The organism is Streptomyces misionensis (genome assembly GCF_007896895.1).
Taxonomy (GTDB): Bacteria; Actinomycetota; Actinomycetes; order Streptomycetales; family Streptomycetaceae; genus Streptomyces; species Streptomyces misionensis_A.
This window is the reverse complement of the sequence record NZ_VOGW01000016.1, coordinates 101,707-115,773: the sequence shown is the minus strand read 5'-3', so window position 1 is coordinate 115,773 and position 14,067 is coordinate 101,707. Positions and strand designations below refer to the sequence as shown.

At 67.1% G+C, this 14,067-nt stretch carries 24 protein-coding genes; all 24 read right to left on the bottom strand.

The genetic code is table 11. The annotated features are described in order from the left end of the window. Position 1: 1 nt before the first annotated feature. Positions 2 to 607, bottom strand: coding sequence for a 30S ribosomal protein S5 (gene rpsE, locus FRZ03_RS03025; RefSeq protein WP_003992370.1), 606 nt, complete (start codon positions 605 to 607; stop codon positions 2 to 4). 43 nt (positions 608 to 650) lie between these two features. Beyond that, positions 651 to 1,034 (bottom strand): 50S ribosomal protein L18, encoded by a 384-nt coding sequence (gene rplR / locus FRZ03_RS03020; RefSeq protein WP_070026312.1) that lies wholly within the window; start codon positions 1,032 to 1,034, stop codon positions 651 to 653. Positions 1,035 to 1,037: 3 nt separating this feature from the next. Next, positions 1,038 to 1,577, bottom strand: a complete 540-nt coding sequence (gene rplF / locus FRZ03_RS03015; RefSeq protein ID WP_070026313.1) for a 50S ribosomal protein L6 — start codon at positions 1,575 to 1,577, stop codon at positions 1,038 to 1,040. A 24-nt stretch (positions 1,578 to 1,601) separates the two neighbouring features. Next, positions 1,602 to 2,000 carry a 30S ribosomal protein S8 gene (gene rpsH / locus FRZ03_RS03010; protein WP_014674378.1) on the bottom strand — a complete coding sequence of 133 codons (399 nt, stop codon included), beginning with the start codon at positions 1,998 to 2,000 and terminating at the stop codon, positions 1,602 to 1,604. A gap of 212 nt (positions 2,001 to 2,212) precedes the next feature. Further along, positions 2,213 to 2,398: a type Z 30S ribosomal protein S14 gene (locus FRZ03_RS03000; RefSeq protein WP_003948630.1), complete on the bottom strand. Its 186-nt coding sequence runs from the start codon at positions 2,396 to 2,398 to the stop codon at positions 2,213 to 2,215. A 5-nt stretch (positions 2,399 to 2,403) separates the two neighbouring features. Then, positions 2,404 to 2,961 (bottom strand): 50S ribosomal protein L5, encoded by a 558-nt coding sequence (gene rplE, locus FRZ03_RS02995; RefSeq protein WP_070026314.1) that lies wholly within the window; start codon positions 2,959 to 2,961, stop codon positions 2,404 to 2,406. Next, positions 2,961 to 3,284 carry a 50S ribosomal protein L24 gene (gene rplX / locus FRZ03_RS02990; RefSeq protein WP_014674376.1) on the bottom strand — a complete coding sequence of 108 codons (324 nt, stop codon included), beginning with the start codon at positions 3,282 to 3,284 and terminating at the stop codon, positions 2,961 to 2,963. The genes rplE and rplX overlap by 1 nt, the downstream gene beginning before the upstream one ends. Before the next feature lie 2 nt (positions 3,285 to 3,286). Beyond that, complete coding sequence (gene rplN / locus FRZ03_RS02985; RefSeq protein WP_003998823.1) at positions 3,287 to 3,655, bottom strand: 50S ribosomal protein L14; 369 nt, start codon at positions 3,653 to 3,655, stop codon at positions 3,287 to 3,289. Positions 3,656 to 3,760: 105 nt separating this feature from the next. Beyond that, positions 3,761 to 4,045, bottom strand: a complete 285-nt coding sequence (rpsQ, locus tag FRZ03_RS02980; RefSeq protein WP_039656223.1) for a 30S ribosomal protein S17 — start codon at positions 4,043 to 4,045, stop codon at positions 3,761 to 3,763. Beyond that, on the bottom strand, positions 4,045 to 4,269 hold the full coding sequence (rpmC, locus tag FRZ03_RS02975) for a 50S ribosomal protein L29 (protein WP_007494763.1): 225 nt from the start codon (positions 4,267 to 4,269) through the stop codon (positions 4,045 to 4,047). Before rpmC ends, rpsQ begins: the two co-directional genes overlap by 1 nt. Continuing rightward, a complete protein-coding gene (gene rplP, locus FRZ03_RS02970; protein WP_009190136.1) occupies positions 4,269 to 4,688 on the bottom strand; it encodes a 50S ribosomal protein L16 in 420 nt (139 codons plus the stop codon). Before rplP ends, rpmC begins: the two co-directional genes overlap by 1 nt. 5 nt (positions 4,689 to 4,693) lie before the next feature. Continuing rightward, a complete protein-coding gene (gene rpsC, locus FRZ03_RS02965; protein ID WP_010036723.1) occupies positions 4,694 to 5,518 on the bottom strand; it encodes a 30S ribosomal protein S3 in 825 nt (274 codons plus the stop codon). After that, positions 5,518 to 5,865 (bottom strand): 50S ribosomal protein L22, encoded by a 348-nt coding sequence (gene rplV / locus FRZ03_RS02960; RefSeq protein ID WP_006130776.1) that lies wholly within the window; start codon positions 5,863 to 5,865, stop codon positions 5,518 to 5,520. Before rplV ends, rpsC begins: the two co-directional genes overlap by 1 nt. A 45-nt stretch (positions 5,866 to 5,910) precedes the next feature. Next, positions 5,911 to 6,192, bottom strand: coding sequence for a 30S ribosomal protein S19 (gene rpsS, locus FRZ03_RS02955; RefSeq protein WP_030641188.1), 282 nt, complete (start codon positions 6,190 to 6,192; stop codon positions 5,911 to 5,913). Positions 6,193 to 6,204: 12 nt separating this feature from the next. Next, complete coding sequence (gene rplB / locus FRZ03_RS02950) at positions 6,205 to 7,041, bottom strand: 50S ribosomal protein L2 (RefSeq protein WP_070026315.1); 837 nt, start codon at positions 7,039 to 7,041, stop codon at positions 6,205 to 6,207. 40 nt (positions 7,042 to 7,081) lie between these two features. Continuing rightward, on the bottom strand, positions 7,082 to 7,501 hold the full coding sequence (gene rplW / locus FRZ03_RS02945) for a 50S ribosomal protein L23 (protein WP_070026316.1): 420 nt from the start codon (positions 7,499 to 7,501) through the stop codon (positions 7,082 to 7,084). Beyond that, positions 7,501 to 8,154 (bottom strand): 50S ribosomal protein L4, encoded by a 654-nt coding sequence (gene rplD / locus FRZ03_RS02940; RefSeq protein WP_070026317.1) that lies wholly within the window; start codon positions 8,152 to 8,154, stop codon positions 7,501 to 7,503. The genes rplW and rplD overlap by 1 nt, the downstream gene beginning before the upstream one ends. 8 nt (positions 8,155 to 8,162) lie before the next feature. Then, complete coding sequence (gene rplC, locus FRZ03_RS02935; RefSeq protein WP_014674369.1) at positions 8,163 to 8,807, bottom strand: 50S ribosomal protein L3; 645 nt, start codon at positions 8,805 to 8,807, stop codon at positions 8,163 to 8,165. A 16-nt stretch (positions 8,808 to 8,823) separates the two neighbouring features. Continuing rightward, on the bottom strand, positions 8,824 to 9,132 hold the full coding sequence (rpsJ, locus tag FRZ03_RS02930; RefSeq protein ID WP_003948644.1) for a 30S ribosomal protein S10: 309 nt from the start codon (positions 9,130 to 9,132) through the stop codon (positions 8,824 to 8,826). Between the two features lie 438 nt (positions 9,133 to 9,570). Beyond that, the gene (locus tag FRZ03_RS02925) at positions 9,571 to 10,518 is read right to left on the bottom strand and encodes a hypothetical protein (protein WP_146463579.1); all 948 of its coding nucleotides are present in this window, start codon (positions 10,516 to 10,518) and stop codon (positions 9,571 to 9,573) included. Continuing rightward, complete coding sequence (locus FRZ03_RS02920) at positions 10,515 to 12,350, bottom strand: alpha/beta hydrolase (protein WP_146463578.1); 1,836 nt, start codon at positions 12,348 to 12,350, stop codon at positions 10,515 to 10,517. Before FRZ03_RS02920 ends, FRZ03_RS02925 begins: the two co-directional genes overlap by 4 nt. Before the next feature lie 7 nt (positions 12,351 to 12,357). Continuing rightward, on the bottom strand, positions 12,358 to 12,819 hold the full coding sequence (locus FRZ03_RS02915; RefSeq protein ID WP_146463577.1) for a hypothetical protein: 462 nt from the start codon (positions 12,817 to 12,819) through the stop codon (positions 12,358 to 12,360). A 219-nt stretch (positions 12,820 to 13,038) separates the two neighbouring features. Continuing rightward, positions 13,039 to 13,218: a DUF397 domain-containing protein gene (locus FRZ03_RS02910; RefSeq protein WP_146463576.1), complete on the bottom strand. Its 180-nt coding sequence runs from the start codon at positions 13,216 to 13,218 to the stop codon at positions 13,039 to 13,041. Then, positions 13,215 to 14,060, bottom strand: coding sequence for a helix-turn-helix domain-containing protein (locus tag FRZ03_RS02905; RefSeq protein ID WP_261398479.1), 846 nt, complete (start codon positions 14,058 to 14,060; stop codon positions 13,215 to 13,217). Before FRZ03_RS02905 ends, FRZ03_RS02910 begins: the two co-directional genes overlap by 4 nt. Positions 14,061 to 14,067: the final 7 nt, after the last annotated feature.

Below are 14,067 nucleotides of genomic sequence, written 5' to 3'. Positions count from 1 at the left end.
ATTACGCACCCGCCCCGGCACGCGCACGCAGCAGAGCCGCGGGAGCGACGTCCTCGAGCGGCAGACCACGGCGGGCCGCGATCTCCTCGGGACGCTGCAGGCCCTTCAGGGCCGCCACGGTCGCGTGCACGATGTTGATCGCGTTGTCGGAGCCGAGCGACTTCGACAGCACGTCGTGAATACCGGCGCACTCGAGCACGGCGCGCACCGGACCACCGGCGATAACACCGGTACCGGGGGACGCGGGCTTGAGGAGCACGACGCCGGCAGCCTTCTCACCCTGGATCGGGTGCGGGATGGTGCCCTGGATACGCGGGACCTTGAAGAAGTGCTTCTTGGCCTCCTCAACACCCTTGGCGATGGCGGCCGGCACCTCCTTGGCCTTGCCGTATCCGACACCCACGGTGCCGTCACCGTCGCCCACCACGACCAGCGCGGTGAAGCTGAAGCGACGACCACCCTTCACAACCTTGGCGACGCGGTTGATCGCGACGACGCGCTCGACGTACGCGGTCTTCTCGGCGGCAGCAGCGCCGCCGTCACGGCCCTTCCGGTCCCGCCGCTCGCCGCCACCGGCACCGCCACCGCGGCGCTGGGGTCCAGCCATTGGAATTACCTCTCTCTGTTTCCGCTAGCTACGGAACCGTGGCTCAGAACTTGAGCCCGGCCTCGCGGGCGGCGTCCGCCAGGGCCGCGATGCGGCCGGCGTACTGGTTACCACCACGGTCGAACACGACGGCCTCGACACCGGCGGCCTTGGCACGCTCGGCGACCAGGGCGCCGACCTGCTTGGCCTGCGCGGACTTGTCGCCCTCGCCACCGCGGATCGAAGCGTCCAGGGTGGACGCCGACGCCAGGGTGTGGCCCTTCAGGTCGTCGATCACCTGCGCCACGATGTGGCGGTTGGAGCGGGTCACGACCAGACGGGGGCGCTCCGCCGTACCGGAGATCCGCTTGCGGATCCGGATGTGACGGCGCTTGATCGCGGCGCGCTTGTAGGCGTCGCCCTTGAGGATCTTCTGCCCGTATGCCATGGCTTACTTACCCGCCTTTCCGACCTTGCGGCGGATGACTTCGCCCTCGTACTTGACGCCCTTGGCCTTGTACGGGTCGGGCTTGCGCAGCTTGCGGATGTTGGCCGCAACCTCGCCGACCTTCTGCTTGTCGATGCCCTCGACCGAGAAACGGGTCGGGGACTCCACCTTGAAGGAGATGCCTTCAGGGGCCTCGACCAGGATCGGGTGGCTGTAACCGAGAGCGAACTCCAGGTTGGAACCCTTGGCGGTGACTCGGTAACCGACACCGCTGATCTCGAGCTTCTTCACGTAACCCTGGGTCACGCCGGTGATCATGTTCGCCACCAGCGTGCGGGACAGGCCGTGCAGGGCCTTGCTCTGACGCTCGTCGTTGGGGCGGGTCACCTGCAGGGTGCCGTCCTCGCCCTTGGCGATGTCGATCGGTGCCACGACGGTGTGGGTCAGCTCGCCCTTGGGGCCCTTGACCTTGACCGTGCGGCCGTCGATGGTGACGTCCACGCCGGCGGGAACCGCGATGGGGAGCTTGCCGATACGCGACATAGCTGTTTCCTCCGTTCCCTTCTGCTACCAGACGTAGGCGAGGACTTCCCCACCCACGCCCTTCTTGCCGGCCTGCTTGTCGGTGAGGAGCCCGTGCGACGTGGAGATGATCGCCACGCCGAGGCCGCCCAGCACCTTGGGCAGGTTGGTGGACTTCGCGTACACCCGGAGACCGGGCTTGGAGATCCGCTTGATGCCCGCGATGGAGCGCTCACGGTTCGGGCCGAACTTCAGCTCGAGAACGAGGTTCTTGCCGACCTCGGCGTCCTCGACCTTCCAGCCCGTGATGAAGCCCTCCTGCTGGAGGATCTCCGCGATGTGAGACTTGATCTTGGAGTGCGGCATCGACACCGAGTCGTGGTAAGCCGAGTTCGCGTTCCGCAGACGCGTAAGCATGTCTGCGATCGGATCAGTCATGGTCATGAATTGGCCTGTGGCCTTTCTCGCCGGGGTTTCCTATATGCGCCATCCCTCTCCCCGTACAGGGACGGGACGGGTGCGGCGCGGGGACCTACGGCGTAGTAAGTCGTTCAGGGCGGCAGAGGCCCAACCCTCCTAGCCTAAGCCATGAGAGTCGGCACCTCTGCCTACCCCGGTTGCTTACCGAGAGGTCCAGGTATCCCTAAAAGGGGGGATTACCAGGAGCTCTTGGTCACGCCCGGCAGCTCGCCACGGTGAGCCATCTCACGAAGGCACACGCGGCACAGGCCGAACTTGCGGTAGACGGAGTGCGGGCGGCCGCAGCGCTGGCAGCGGGTGTAGCCACGCACACCGAACTTGGGCTTGCGAGCAGCCTTCGCGATGAGAGCCTTCTTCGCCATCTCGCTCACGCCTCCTTGAACGGGAAGCCGAGGTGACGGAGAAGGGCACGGCCCTCTTCGTCGTTGGTCGCCGTGGTCACCACGGTGATGTCCATACCCCGGACGCGGTCGATCTTGTCCTGGTCGATCTCGTGGAACATGACCTGCTCCGTGAGACCGAAGGTGTAGTTGCCACGGCCGTCGAACTGCTTCGGGGACAGGCCGCGGAAGTCGCGGATGCGCGGGAGCGCGAGCGACAGGGTGCGGTCCAGGAACTCCCACATGCGGTCGCCACGGAGCGTGACGTGGGCACCGATCGGCTGGCCCTCACGCAGCTTGAACTGCGCGATGGACTTGCGGGCCTTGGTGACGGCCGGCTTCTGACCGGTGATGGTGGTCAGGTCACGGATCGCGCCCTCGATCAGCTTCGAGTCACGGGCGGCGTCGCCGACACCCATGTTGACCACGATCTTGACGAGGCCGGGGATCTGCATGACGTTCTCGTACTTGAACTCGTCACGCAGCTTGCCCGCGATCTCGTCACGGTACTTCTGCTTCAGACGCGGAGTGGTGGTGGTAGCCATCAGATGTCCTCACCCGTCCGCTTGGCAACGCGGATCTTGTTGCCCTCTTCGTCGAAGCGGTAACCGACACGCGTGACGACCTTCTGACCGTCCTTCTCCACGACCAGCTGGACGTTGGAGACGTGGATCGGCGCCTCGGTGGTCACGATGCCGCCGGCCTGGGAGCCACTGGCGGTCGGGCCGGCCTTGGTGTGCTTCTTGACCCGGTTGACACCCTCGACCAGGACACGCTCCTCGCGCGGGTAAGCGGCAATGACCTTGCCCTGCTTGCCCTTGTCCTTGCCGGTGATGACCTGGACCAGGTCGCCCTTCTTGATCTTCATGCTTACAGCACCTCCGGCGCGAGCGAGATGATCTTCATGAACTTCTTCTCGCGCAGCTCACGGCCGACCGGGCCGAAGATACGGGTGCCGCGAGGGTCGCCGTCGTTCTTCAGAATGACGGCGGCGTTCTCGTCGAAGCGGATGTACGAGCCGTCCGGACGGCGGCGCTCCTTGACGGTGCGAACGATGACCGCCTTGACGACGTCACCCTTCTTCACGTTGCCACCGGGGATCGCGTCCTTGACGGTGGCGACGATGACGTCACCGATGCCCGCGTAGCGGCGACCGGAGCCACCGAGCACACGGATGCAAAGGATCTCCTTCGCACCAGTGTTGTCGGCGACACGCAGTCGCGACTCCTGCTGGATCACGTCTATCTCCTGTTTGTCTGCCGGTTCCCGGCAGGGGTTTCCCTGAGGAGACCCCTGCCGAGCCTGGCGGAACTGACCTGCGAGGCAACTGCCCCGCAGGAATTGCTACTTGGCCTTCTCGAGGATCTCGACGACGCGCCAGCGCTTCGTCGCGGACAGCGGCCGGGTCTCCATCAGGAGGACGCGGTCGCCGACGCCCGCGGCGTTCTGCTCGTCGTGCGCCTTGAGCTTGTTCGTACGGCGGATGACCTTGCCGTACAGCGCGTGCTTGACACGGTCCTCGACGGCGACGACGACGGTCTTGTCCATCTTGTCGCTGACGACCAGACCCTCACGGGTCTTGCGGAAACCGCGAGCTTCCTTGTTCTCAGTCACGTTGCTCTCGCTCATCAGGCGTTCTCCACCGTCTCGATGCCGAGCTCACGCTCGCGCATGAGGGTGTAGATCCGGGCGATGTCCTTGCGGACCGCCTTCAGACGGCCGTGGTTCTCGAGCTGACCCGTCGCCGCCTGGAAGCGGAGGTTGAACAGCTCTTCCTTGGCCTCGCGGAGCTTCGCCAGAAGCTCCTCGTTGCCCAGCTCGCGCAGCTCGGACGCCTTGGTACCGGCCGACATCACGCTTCACCTGCCTCGCGCTTGACGATCCGGCACTTCATCGGCAGCTTGTGGGCCGCACGGGTCAGCGCCTCACGGGCGATCTTCTCGTTGGGGTACGACAGCTCGAACATCACACGTCCGGGCTTGACGTTGGCGATCCACCACTCAGGAGAACCCTTACCGGAACCCATGCGGGTCTCGGCGGGCTTCTTGGTGAGCGGACGGTCCGGGTAGATGTTGATCCAGACCTTGCCGCCACGCTTGATGTGGCGGGTCATCGCGATACGAGCCGCCTCGATCTGGCGGTTCGTGACGTAGGCCGGGGTCAGCGCCTGGATGCCGTACTCGCCGAACGCAACCTGCGTCCCACCCTTGGACATACCGTTGCGCTTCGGGTGGTGCTGCTTGCGGTGCTTGACCCTACGGGGGATCAGCATTTCGGTCAGGCCTCCGTTCCGGTGCTCTCAGCCGGAGCGGCGGCGGCGGGAGCCTCGGCCTTGGGGGCCTCGGCGCCGGCAGCCTGCTGCGGCTTGCGACCGCGCCGCTCGCCACCGCGGCCACCACGGGCCGGGCGGTCGGCACCGCCACGGGCCGGGCGGTTACCCGCACGGGCCGCAGCGTTCTCGGCGCGGACCTCGGCGATGTTCTTGACGTCGCCCTTGTAGATCCAGACCTTCACGCCGATGCGGCCGAAGGTCGTCTTGGCCTCGAAGAAGCCGTAGTCCACGTTCGCGCGGAGCGTGTGCAGGGGCACGCGGCCCTCGCGGTAGAACTCCGAGCGGGACATCTCGGCGCCGCCGAGACGGCCACCGCACTGGATCTTGATGCCCTTGGCGCCCGCCTTCATCGCCGACTGCATGCTCTTGCGCATGGCACGGCGGAAGGAGACGCGGGAGGACAGCTGCTCGGCGACGGCCTGGGCCACCAGCTGAGCGTCCGTCTCCGGGTTCTTGACCTCGAGGATGTTCAGCTGGACCTGCTTGCCGGTCAGCTTCTCCAGGTCACCGCGGATGCGGTCGGCCTCGGCGCCGCGGCGGCCGATGACGATGCCCGGGCGCGCGGTGTGGATGTCCACGCGGACGCGGTCACGGGTGCGCTCGATCTCGACCTTCGAGATGCCGGCGCGCTCCATGCCGGACGTCATCATCCGACGGATGGCGACGTCTTCCTTGACGTAGTCCTTGTACAGCTTGTCGGCGTACCAACGCGACTTGAAGTCGGTCGTGACACCGAGCCGGAACCCGTGCGGGTTTACCTTCTGGCCCATTACCGGGTTCCTTCCTTGCTGCTGACGACCACGGTGATGTGGCTGGTCCGCTTGCGGATCCGGTAGGCACGGCCCTGGGCACGCGGACGGAACCGCTTCAGGGTCGGGCCCTCGTCGACGTAGGCCTCGGAGATGAAGAGGCTGTCGACATCGGTGTGGTCGTAGTTGTGCGCGGCGTTGGCAATGGCGCTGTCGAGCACCTTGCCCACCGGAACCGAGGCTGCCTGCGGAGCGAATCGCAGAACAGCCTGGGCCTCCGTGGCGTCCATGCCACGGATGAGGTCCACCACACGGCGGGCCTTCATGGGCGTGACGCGGATGTACCGCGCCTGGGCCCTGGCTTCCATGGTTGTCCCTTCAGAGTTACTTACGTGTCTGAATGCGATCCGCTGTTAGCGGCGCTTCGACTTCCGGTCTTCCTTGACGTGGCCCCGGAAGGTGCGGGTCGGCGAGAACTCGCCGAGCTTGTGGCCGACCATCGACTCGGTGACGAACACCGGGATGTGGGTCTTGCCGTTGTGCACCGCGATCGTGTGGCCGAGCATGGCCGGGACGATCATCGAGCGACGGGACCAGGTCTTGATGACGTTCTTGGTGCCGGCTTCGTTCTGCGTGTCCACCTTCTTCATCAGGTGGTCGTCGACGAAGGGCCCCTTCTTCAAGCTACGAGGCATCTCAACCCGTCCTTAGCGCTTCTTGTTCGTCTTGCGGCGGCGGACGATGTACTTGTTCGACGCCTTCTTGGGCGAACGAGTACGGCCTTCCTTCTTGCCCCACGGGGACACGGGGTGACGACCACCGGAGGTCCGGCCCTCACCACCACCGTGCGGGTGGTCAACCGGGTTCATGACCACACCACGGACGGTCGGGCGAACGCCCAGCCACCGCTTACGGCCCGCCTTGCCCCAGTTGATGTTGCTCTGCTCGGCGTTGCCGACCTCGCCGACGGTGGCGCGGCAGCGGACGTCGACCAGGCGGATCTCACCGGACGGCATGCGCAGGTGGGCCATGGAGCCCTCCTTCGCGAGCAGCTGCACCGAGGCGCCGGCGGAGCGGGCGAACTTGGCGCCGCCGCCCGGCCGCAGCTCGATGGCGTGCAGCGTGGTACCGACCGGGATGTTGCGCAGGGCGAGGTTGTTGCCCGGCTTGATGTCGGCCCCGGGACCGTTCTCGACGCGGTCGCCCTGGCTCAGGCCACGCGGCGCGAGGATGTAGCGCTTCTCGCCGTCCGCGTAGTGCAGGAGCGCGATGCGCGCGGTGCGGTTGGGGTCGTACTCGATGTGCGCGACCTTCGCCGGCACGCCGTCCTTGTCGTGACGACGGAAGTCGATCACTCGGTAGGCGCGCTTGTGTCCGCCACCCTGGTGGCGAACGGTCACACGACCGGCGTTGTTACGGCCGCCCTTGCTGTGCAGGGGACGGACCAGCGACTTCTCCGGCGTGGACCGCGTGACCTCGACGAAGTCGGCGACGCTGGCGCCACGACGGCCCGGCGTAGTCGGCTTGTACTTGCGGATTCCCATTTCTCAGTCCTCGTCCGATATCGGACGATCCGGACCGCCCTCAGGCGGTCGGACCGCCGAAGATGTCGATACGGTCGCCCTCGGCGAGGGTCACGATCGCGCGCTTGCTGCCGGCACGCTGACCGAAACCGGTCTTCGTGCGCTTGCGCTTGCCCTGGCGGTTGATCGTGTTGACCCCGGTGACCTTGACGTCGAAGACCGCCTGGACGGCCTGCTTGATCTGGGTCTTGTTGGCGTTCGGGTCGACGATGAACGTGTACTTGTTCTCGTCGAGGAGCGCGTAGCTCTTCTCGGACACGACCGGCTTGAGCAGGACGTCACGGGGGTCCGTGTACGACTTGCTCAGCGGGGTCTCGACCGTGTTCTTGCCCTCGGCGGCGTGGCGACGCGCCTTGGCGACGCGCGCGGCCTTGGCCGCCTTGGCGGCCTTCGAGGCGATAGCGGGGTGACGGATAGCCATCAGGCCTCGCTCCCTTCGGTGTCATTGGCCTTCGGGCCGGACACGAAGGACTCGAACGCGGCCTGGGTGAAGACCACGTCGTCCGAGACGAGAACGTCGTACGTGTTCAGCTGGCCCGGCTCCAGGATGTGGACCTGGGGCAGGTTGCGGGCGGACAGCCACGCGGCCTCGTCGGCGCGGTCGACGACCAGGAGCAGGTTCTTGCGCTCCGAGATCTTGCCGAACAGCGACTTGGCGGCCTTGGTGCTGGGGGTCTCGCCCTCGACCACGCCGGCGACGACGTGGATGCGGTTGTGACGCGCCCGGTCGGTGAGGGCACCGCGCAGGGCGGCGGCCTTCATCTTCTTCGGGGTGCGCTGCGAGTAGTCACGAGGCACGGGACCGTGCACGACGCCACCACCGGCGAACTGCGGCGCGCGGGTCGAACCCTGGCGGGCGCGACCGGTGCCCTTCTGGCGGTACGGCTTCTTGCCGCCACCGCGGACCTCGCCACGCGTCTTGGTCTTGTGCGTGCCCTGGCGGGCAGCGGCCAGCTGCGCGACGACGACCTGGTGGATCAGCGGGACGCTGACCTTGGCGTCGAAGATCTCCGCGGGGAGCTCGACGGAACCGGCCTTCTCGCCAGCCGGCGAAAGGATGTCAACAGTGCTCATCGGTTACCTCAGGCCCCCTTGGCCGCGGTGCGGACCAGGACGAGGCCGCCGTTCGGACCGGGAACCGCGCCCTTGATGAGCAGCAGACCCTTCTCCGCGTCAACGGCGTGGACGGTCAGGTTCTGGGTGGTGACCCGCTCGTTGCCCATGCGACCCGCCATGCGGAGGCCCTTGAACACACGGCCCGGGGTGGCGCAGCCACCGATGGAACCGGGCGAGCGGTGCTTGCGCTGGGTGCCGTGCCCGGCGCCGAGGCCACGGAAGTTGTGGCGCTTCATGACGCCGGCGAAGCCCTTGCCCTTGCTCTTGCCGGTCACGTCGACCTTCACGCCGGCCTCGAACACCTCGGCGGTGATCTCCTGGCCCAGCGTGTACTCGGAGGCGTCCGCGGTGCGGATCTCGACGAGGTGGCGACGGGGGGTGACGTCGGCCTTGGCGAAGTGGCCCTTGAGGGGCTTGTTCACCTTGCGCGGGTCGATCTCGCCGAAGGCGATCTGGACCGACTCGTAGCCGTCGACGTCGTTCGTACGAACCTGGGTCACGACGTTGGGGCCGGCCTTGACGACGGTGACCGGGACGACACGGTTGTTCTCGTCCCAGACCTGCGTCATGCCGAGCTTCTCGCCCAGGATGCCCTTGATCTGCTTAGCCATTCTCAGCCCACCAGCCTCAGAGCTTGATCTCGATGTCGACACCGGCCGGGAGGTCGAGTCGCATCAGAGAGTCAACGGTCTTGGGGGTCGGGTCGAGGATGTCGATCAGGCGCTTGTGCGTGCGCATCTCGAAGTGCTCGCGCGAGTCCTTGTACTTGTGCGGCGACTTGATGACGCAGTACACGTTCTTCTCAGTGGGCAGCGGCACCGGGCCCGCGACCGACGCACCAGTGCGAGTCACCGTCTCGACGATCTTCTTCGCCGAAGAGTCGATGACCTCGTGGTCGTAGGCCTTGAGCCGGATGCGGATCTTCTGTCCCGCCATGGCTACTCAGTAGTCCTGTCTCTTCTCACGCTCTGGAACCCGGCGGATTCCTTCTGCTGCCTTCGTTCCTCCGACCCACGCGGTCGGGCGTGTCGCGCTCCCGCTGACATGAATGTCCCTTGTTCGAACATCCCTGCGGGGAATGCACACGGCCCTTCCGGAAACCGCGGACCGGGGGCCTCGGGCCCACCGGGCGCCTGGCCGGTGCCGCGCTCACACTTCCCGGAAGATTCCCGTACGTCCGCCCCAGTGCTGCCCGAGGGCAGTTAGGGCGACGAGTACTGTGGGACTCGCTTCCGGTCCTCCCGGCGGGAGGCGCGCAGCATCAACACTCGACCGAGCAACTCGGACAGTCTGCCATACGGGGCAGGCAGACCGCCAATCGAGCCGAAGAGATTACCCCGAGGGTGACACAGGTCAAACCGGGAGCGGGGCGGCTCAGACGGACTCGGCCTCCGGCCCCGCCGCCGGAGTGGTCACGGCCACCCGCAAAGTACCGTCCGTCGACGGCGCGACCCGGACGGCACTGCCGTCGACGGGGTTGCCCGCCAGCAGCGCGGGGGCGCCGGCCGCCGTCGGGGTCTGCCCGAGCCTCCAGCCCTGGCTCTCGAAGTGCGTCCGGGCCCGCGCCAGCGCCTGGGCCATCGCTTCCTCGGTCAGCGGCTCGGTCGACCAGGCATGATGGGCGTACCGATCCTCGCCGTCCTGGTAGGTGGCGAGCCCCTCTCCCTCACGCCTCGCCGCATGACGCACCTGGAGAGCGTCATAGAGCCGGCTGGAGTGGTCGCGGGCCAGGCGCTGGGCCCGCTCGTCGGCCGCGGTCTGATGGGCAGAGGCGGGGTCGGCCGCGGCGGAGCCGCCCGCGGCGAAGCACGGGGACGTGATGCTGATGGCGGCCAGTCCCTCGCCCTTGGCCTTGTCGACGACACCGGTGAGGGCGGTCATCCAGAAGTCGTCGGGGACCGTGCGCATGTTCACCGTAGGGAAAGGGTCCGACCAGTCGGCGTCCGCGCTCTGGAATGTGTAGCCGCGCTTCACCCAGGCGTCTCTGGCCTGGCGCACCAGCTTTTTCGCCTCGGTCCCCGGCACCCCCGTGAGCTGGTAGGAGAGCGTGACCTGCCGGCGCTCGCCGGCGCTGTGGTCATCGGCCAGACAGGCGCCGACGGGGTTCAGCCCGGTGCGCTTGAGGGTCGGCTTGGGGGACATGCCGTCCACGGCCTGGTGGAGGATGTCCTCGGCGCGCTTGGTCGCCTGCTGTTCGTCCATGGTGACCTGCTTCGATCCCGTCTCTCCGCCGCTGTTTCCCTTCTGCCCCGAGCCGCACCCCGCCAACACGGTGGACGCGGTCAGTACGGCGATGACCGCCATCGCCCGGGACAGCTTCACGGGGTTCCTCCAGTCACGATCTTTGCCATATTGTTCAAGGAGTCACCCTCCCAGTACTGCGAGTGTGCGGGCATGAGGCCGTCCGTGGTCGGCAGCTTTCCGGGAGCGACATGGAAGGTCCGCCCACCGAATTCGTCGGATATCGGATCGTTCCCGTACATGACCGAGTGATCGTTGAAGAGCCGCCAGTATGCCTTGGGGTTCAGGGGCGCCAGCGGACCGGCCGGCGGTGGGGCGAGATTCACCAGGTCGTTCCTGGCGGTCGCGGCCCAGACGTGGTCGGCTCCGATGTGCAGGTCCTTGGCGTGGTTCACGCCCACTCCGGGGCTGCCCACCAGGATGGCGCGATCCACGGGCAGGTCGGGATGGTCCCGCATGGTTTCGCCGGCCACGAGGGTGCCGTAACTGTGCCCGAGAACCGTTGAGTTCACCGATCCGTGGTGGGCGGTGTCGATCCCGGTGAGGAAGTTGCTCAGTGGCTCACGGGCGGCGTCGGCGTACTTTGCGTCGGTCGCGTCGGTGAGGAGGTCCTGCGGGGCGTCGTAGCCGAGCCACAGGATCGACGCCGTCTTGTGGGTGGGATCGGTGAGGCTGGCCCGGTCCTGGAGCACCTCGGCGCGGTGTATGTCGCCGTCGATGCTGCCCAGAGTCGTACCGGTACCAGGCACATAGGTGGCCACGTTGTCGGCGGTGTCGGGATTGCCGATGGAGATGACGACGCGGCCGTTGTTCTTGTCATCGAAGCCGAGCAGGTAGGGGCGCTTGCTCTCGTCCGTGTAGGTGTCGAAGCGTTTCTCGATCGCTTCCATCCCGCTGAGCGGGCCGCGGGCCGTCTTCCGCGCTTCCTCCCAGTCCTTCCACTCCTGGGTCTCCACGCTCAGACCCTTCGGCATGGCTCCGGTGTACGGGTCGATGTAGGGCTGGAACCGTTCGGGCTCCGGGTGCTTCTTCAGCCAGGCGTCGTACTCCAGCTGCGCCTTCGCGTGGGCCTCGTCGAGCACCGTTCGGTTGGCTTCGTCCCGCACGGTGGCGGGGAGTCCGTCCATCGCGCCGACCGCGTCGGGGTGGACCGACAGGTAGTCCGAGCGCTGCTCGTCGGTGAGGCCCTTCCACCACTCGGCGTTGTCCTTGGGATTGTCGTGCTTGGGCGGCTGCGGCAGGGAGTCCAGATAGCCCTTGCCGGCGTCGCGCACCCCGTCCGTGTCCGACTTGACGTCGATCCAGTCCTTGTCGGAGACCACCAGGTCGTCGTCGGCCTTCAGGGCGCGCAGCTTCGGGGCCCACTTCGTGTCCGCGTCCGTGGCCTCCTTCAGGGCGTCACCGATGCGGTCGGCGAAGCCCACGGCCTTGCCGAAGTTGGGATTGGGGTGGATGTTGACGGCCTGCCGCTCCAGGGCAGCCGCCGCGGGGTCCGTCGGGCTGGTGCTCACGTGCACCGTGCCGCCCTCCGGCACCTTGCCGTCGACCTCCTTGCCACCGGCCGGGAAGGTCACCGATCCGTCCGGGCCGACCGTGCAGCCGGCCGCCTTCGCGTCCTCCATCGCCGCTTCCAGCTTCCGCTTGGCCGCGGCCATGTCGAAGGCGAAGCCGTTCAGCGCCGTGCTGACCAGCGCACACTCGGTCTCGACGTAGTGGAAGTCCTTGGACAGCTCCTTCAGCTCCCGCAGAGCGGCCGTCGCGCTCTCCCCGGAGAGCTGGTTGCGGATACCCGCCGAGACCCGGTTGTCGATCGCTTCCCTGGCCTTGCCCGCCATCTCGCTCGTGGCGCGGTAGCCGTCCGCGGCTTCCTGGTACTCGGACGGCTTGAGGGCCTTCAGCGCGGCGAGATCCATGACGCGCTCACTTGCCCTTCGTCTGGCCGCCGACGGCCTCGGTGTCCTGGTACTCCGTCTTGATCTTCTGCAGTCCCGCCCGGACGTCTCCGTCGGTCATCGAGAGATCGCGTCCCGCGCGTTCCAGCAGCCCGCCCAGCTTTCCGCAGCGGCCGCTCACGTCACCGACGTACTTCTTCCAGGACTCGAAGAGCTCCTTCTGTGCCGCGGCCGACTCGCAACCGGCGCCGTCCCCCAGCCCCGACTGTCCGTGTTCGAGCTTCCCCAGCGCCGTACTCACATCGGTCCGCAGGCCCGTGATGTCGCCGCCCGCGGTCGCCCAGACCTTCCGGTCCGACTTCAGCAGGCCCGGGCCGCCACCGGAGGAGCCGCCACTGCCGGCGTCCGGCAGGTGGTTCAACCGCATCCGAGCGGAGCCCGAATGCGCGACCGCGCCTGCCTTCAGCTCTTCCCATTCGTCCCAGGACATGCCTGTGACCCTCCCCCGTGTCCCGTCAGCTGCCTTCCGGCGGGCTCGCACCGGTGTTCCTGTGTGCGAGGCATGAACTCTCTTTGGGTTCACGAAAATAACAGCACGTCATCACTGCGGCGAACTGTCTCGGGGACTAAGCGGTTGAGTATCCGTACTCATGCGCAAGCGGGTTGTGCCGGACTCGGAGACGGGCTCCGCGCGAAGTCGGGCCCATCGTCAGAGCCCACGCACGAACTCCGACCACGCCTCAGGCGTGAGGGCCAGCCGGGGGCCGTCGGCCTTCTTGGAGTCGCGGACGTGGACGGTGGCGGGGGTGGGAGCGATCTCGACGCAGTCGTTGCCGTTGCTGCTGCTGCTGTAGCTGCTCTTGAACCAGTGGAGTTCCGGGGTGCTCATAGTTCTCCCAGCGCTTGCTCGATGAAGGCCAGAGACTCCTCTGGCGTGAGCGCCTGAGCCCGGATGATGCCATAGCGCAGGTCAAGCAGCCTGAGTTGCCTCGGGTTCGAGATGGGGCGGCCCGCGAAGTCGCCGTCGCTACGGCCAACAGCCGTCCCGTCCATGAACTTCAGCACCTCGATCAGGCCACCTGTCCCAGGGTGATTCGCACGGCCGGTCGGCATCACCTGAAGCTCCACGAACGGCAACTCGGCCACCTCCAGCATGTGTTGGAGCTGTCGGCGCAGCACCATTGTGTCCCCGATCGGGCGGCGCAGCGTCACCTCTTCCTGGACGAAGCTGAACTCCGGTGAGGGGGAGCGTTCGAAGACGGACTTCCTGGCCATCCGGGCCCCCACCATGCGCTCCAGCTGGTCGGGCGAGTAGGCGGGGCGCCAGGTGCGCAGCAGCGCTCGCGCGTACTCCTCCGTCTGCAACAGGCCGTGGATGTTGTGGTTGCTGTACAGCGACATCTCCACCGCCCGCCCCTCCAGCTCCGCCAGCTCGCGCACTTTCCTGGGGTACCGCGCCTTCCTCATGTCCTCCATGAAGGCCCGCAGGTGCCCCTGGGCCTTGAGGATCGTGTCCGCCCTGTCCAGGACCTCGGGCCGGGGGATGCGCGCCCCGCGCTCGATCTTGCGGATCATGTCCTCGCCGTAGCCGAGCGCCTCGGCCAGCTCGGGTACGGCCATCCCGGCCGCCTCCCGGCACACCTTGAGGAGGCGCCCCACCGCCTGCACGATCGACTCGATCTCGTCGCCCGGCTCTACGTCCCAGCCCGCTTCGTCCACGCTCTCGCCCACAACGCCT

Bases quoted from the DNA above. Each gene is read 5' to 3' on its own strand.
- rplR (WP_070026312.1), bottom strand. From the start codon at position 1,034: ATGGCATACGGGCAGAAGATCCTCAAGGGCGACGCCTACAAGCGCGCC.
- FRZ03_RS02910 (WP_146463576.1), bottom strand. From the start codon at position 13,218: ATGAGCACCCCGGAACTCCACTGGTTCAAGAGCAGCTACAGCAGCAGC.
- rpsJ (WP_003948644.1), bottom strand. From the start codon at position 9,132: ATGGCGGGACAGAAGATCCGCATCCGGCTCAAGGCCTACGACCACGAG.
- FRZ03_RS03000 (WP_003948630.1), bottom strand. From the start codon at position 2,398: ATGGCGAAGAAGGCTCTCATCGCGAAGGCTGCTCGCAAGCCCAAGTTC.
- rpsH (WP_014674378.1), bottom strand. From the start codon at position 2,000: ATGACCATGACTGATCCGATCGCAGACATGCTTACGCGTCTGCGGAAC.
- rplX (WP_014674376.1), bottom strand. From the start codon at position 3,284: ATGAAGATCAAGAAGGGCGACCTGGTCCAGGTCATCACCGGCAAGGAC.
- rpmC (WP_007494763.1), bottom strand. From the start codon at position 4,269: ATGTCGGCCGGTACCAAGGCGTCCGAGCTGCGCGAGCTGGGCAACGAG.
- rplE (WP_070026314.1), bottom strand. From the start codon at position 2,961: ATGGCTACCACCACCACTCCGCGTCTGAAGCAGAAGTACCGTGACGAG.
- rplW (WP_070026316.1), bottom strand. From the start codon at position 7,501: ATGGCTATCCGTCACCCCGCTATCGCCTCGAAGGCCGCCAAGGCGGCC.
- FRZ03_RS02920 (WP_146463578.1), bottom strand. From the start codon at position 12,350: ATGGATCTCGCCGCGCTGAAGGCCCTCAAGCCGTCCGAGTACCAGGAA.
- rpsS (WP_030641188.1), bottom strand. From the start codon at position 6,192: ATGCCTCGTAGCTTGAAGAAGGGGCCCTTCGTCGACGACCACCTGATG.
- rplB (WP_070026315.1), bottom strand. From the start codon at position 7,041: ATGGGAATCCGCAAGTACAAGCCGACTACGCCGGGCCGTCGTGGCGCC.
- rplP (WP_009190136.1), bottom strand. From the start codon at position 4,688: ATGCTGATCCCCCGTAGGGTCAAGCACCGCAAGCAGCACCACCCGAAG.
- rpsQ (WP_039656223.1), bottom strand. From the start codon at position 4,045: ATGAGCGAGAGCAACGTGACTGAGAACAAGGAAGCTCGCGGTTTCCGC.
- rplV (WP_006130776.1), bottom strand. From the start codon at position 5,865: ATGGAAGCCAGGGCCCAGGCGCGGTACATCCGCGTCACGCCCATGAAG.
- FRZ03_RS02915 (WP_146463577.1), bottom strand. From the start codon at position 12,819: ATGTCCTGGGACGAATGGGAAGAGCTGAAGGCAGGCGCGGTCGCGCAT.
- rplC (WP_014674369.1), bottom strand. From the start codon at position 8,807: ATGGCTAAGCAGATCAAGGGCATCCTGGGCGAGAAGCTCGGCATGACG.
- rplF (WP_070026313.1), bottom strand. From the start codon at position 1,577: ATGTCGCGTATCGGCAAGCTCCCCATCGCGGTTCCCGCCGGCGTGGAC.
- rplD (WP_070026317.1), bottom strand. From the start codon at position 8,154: ATGAGCACTGTTGACATCCTTTCGCCGGCTGGCGAGAAGGCCGGTTCC.
- rpsE (WP_003992370.1), bottom strand. From the start codon at position 607: ATGGCTGGACCCCAGCGCCGCGGTGGCGGTGCCGGTGGCGGCGAGCGG.
- rpsC (WP_010036723.1), bottom strand. From the start codon at position 5,518: ATGGGCCAGAAGGTAAACCCGCACGGGTTCCGGCTCGGTGTCACGACC.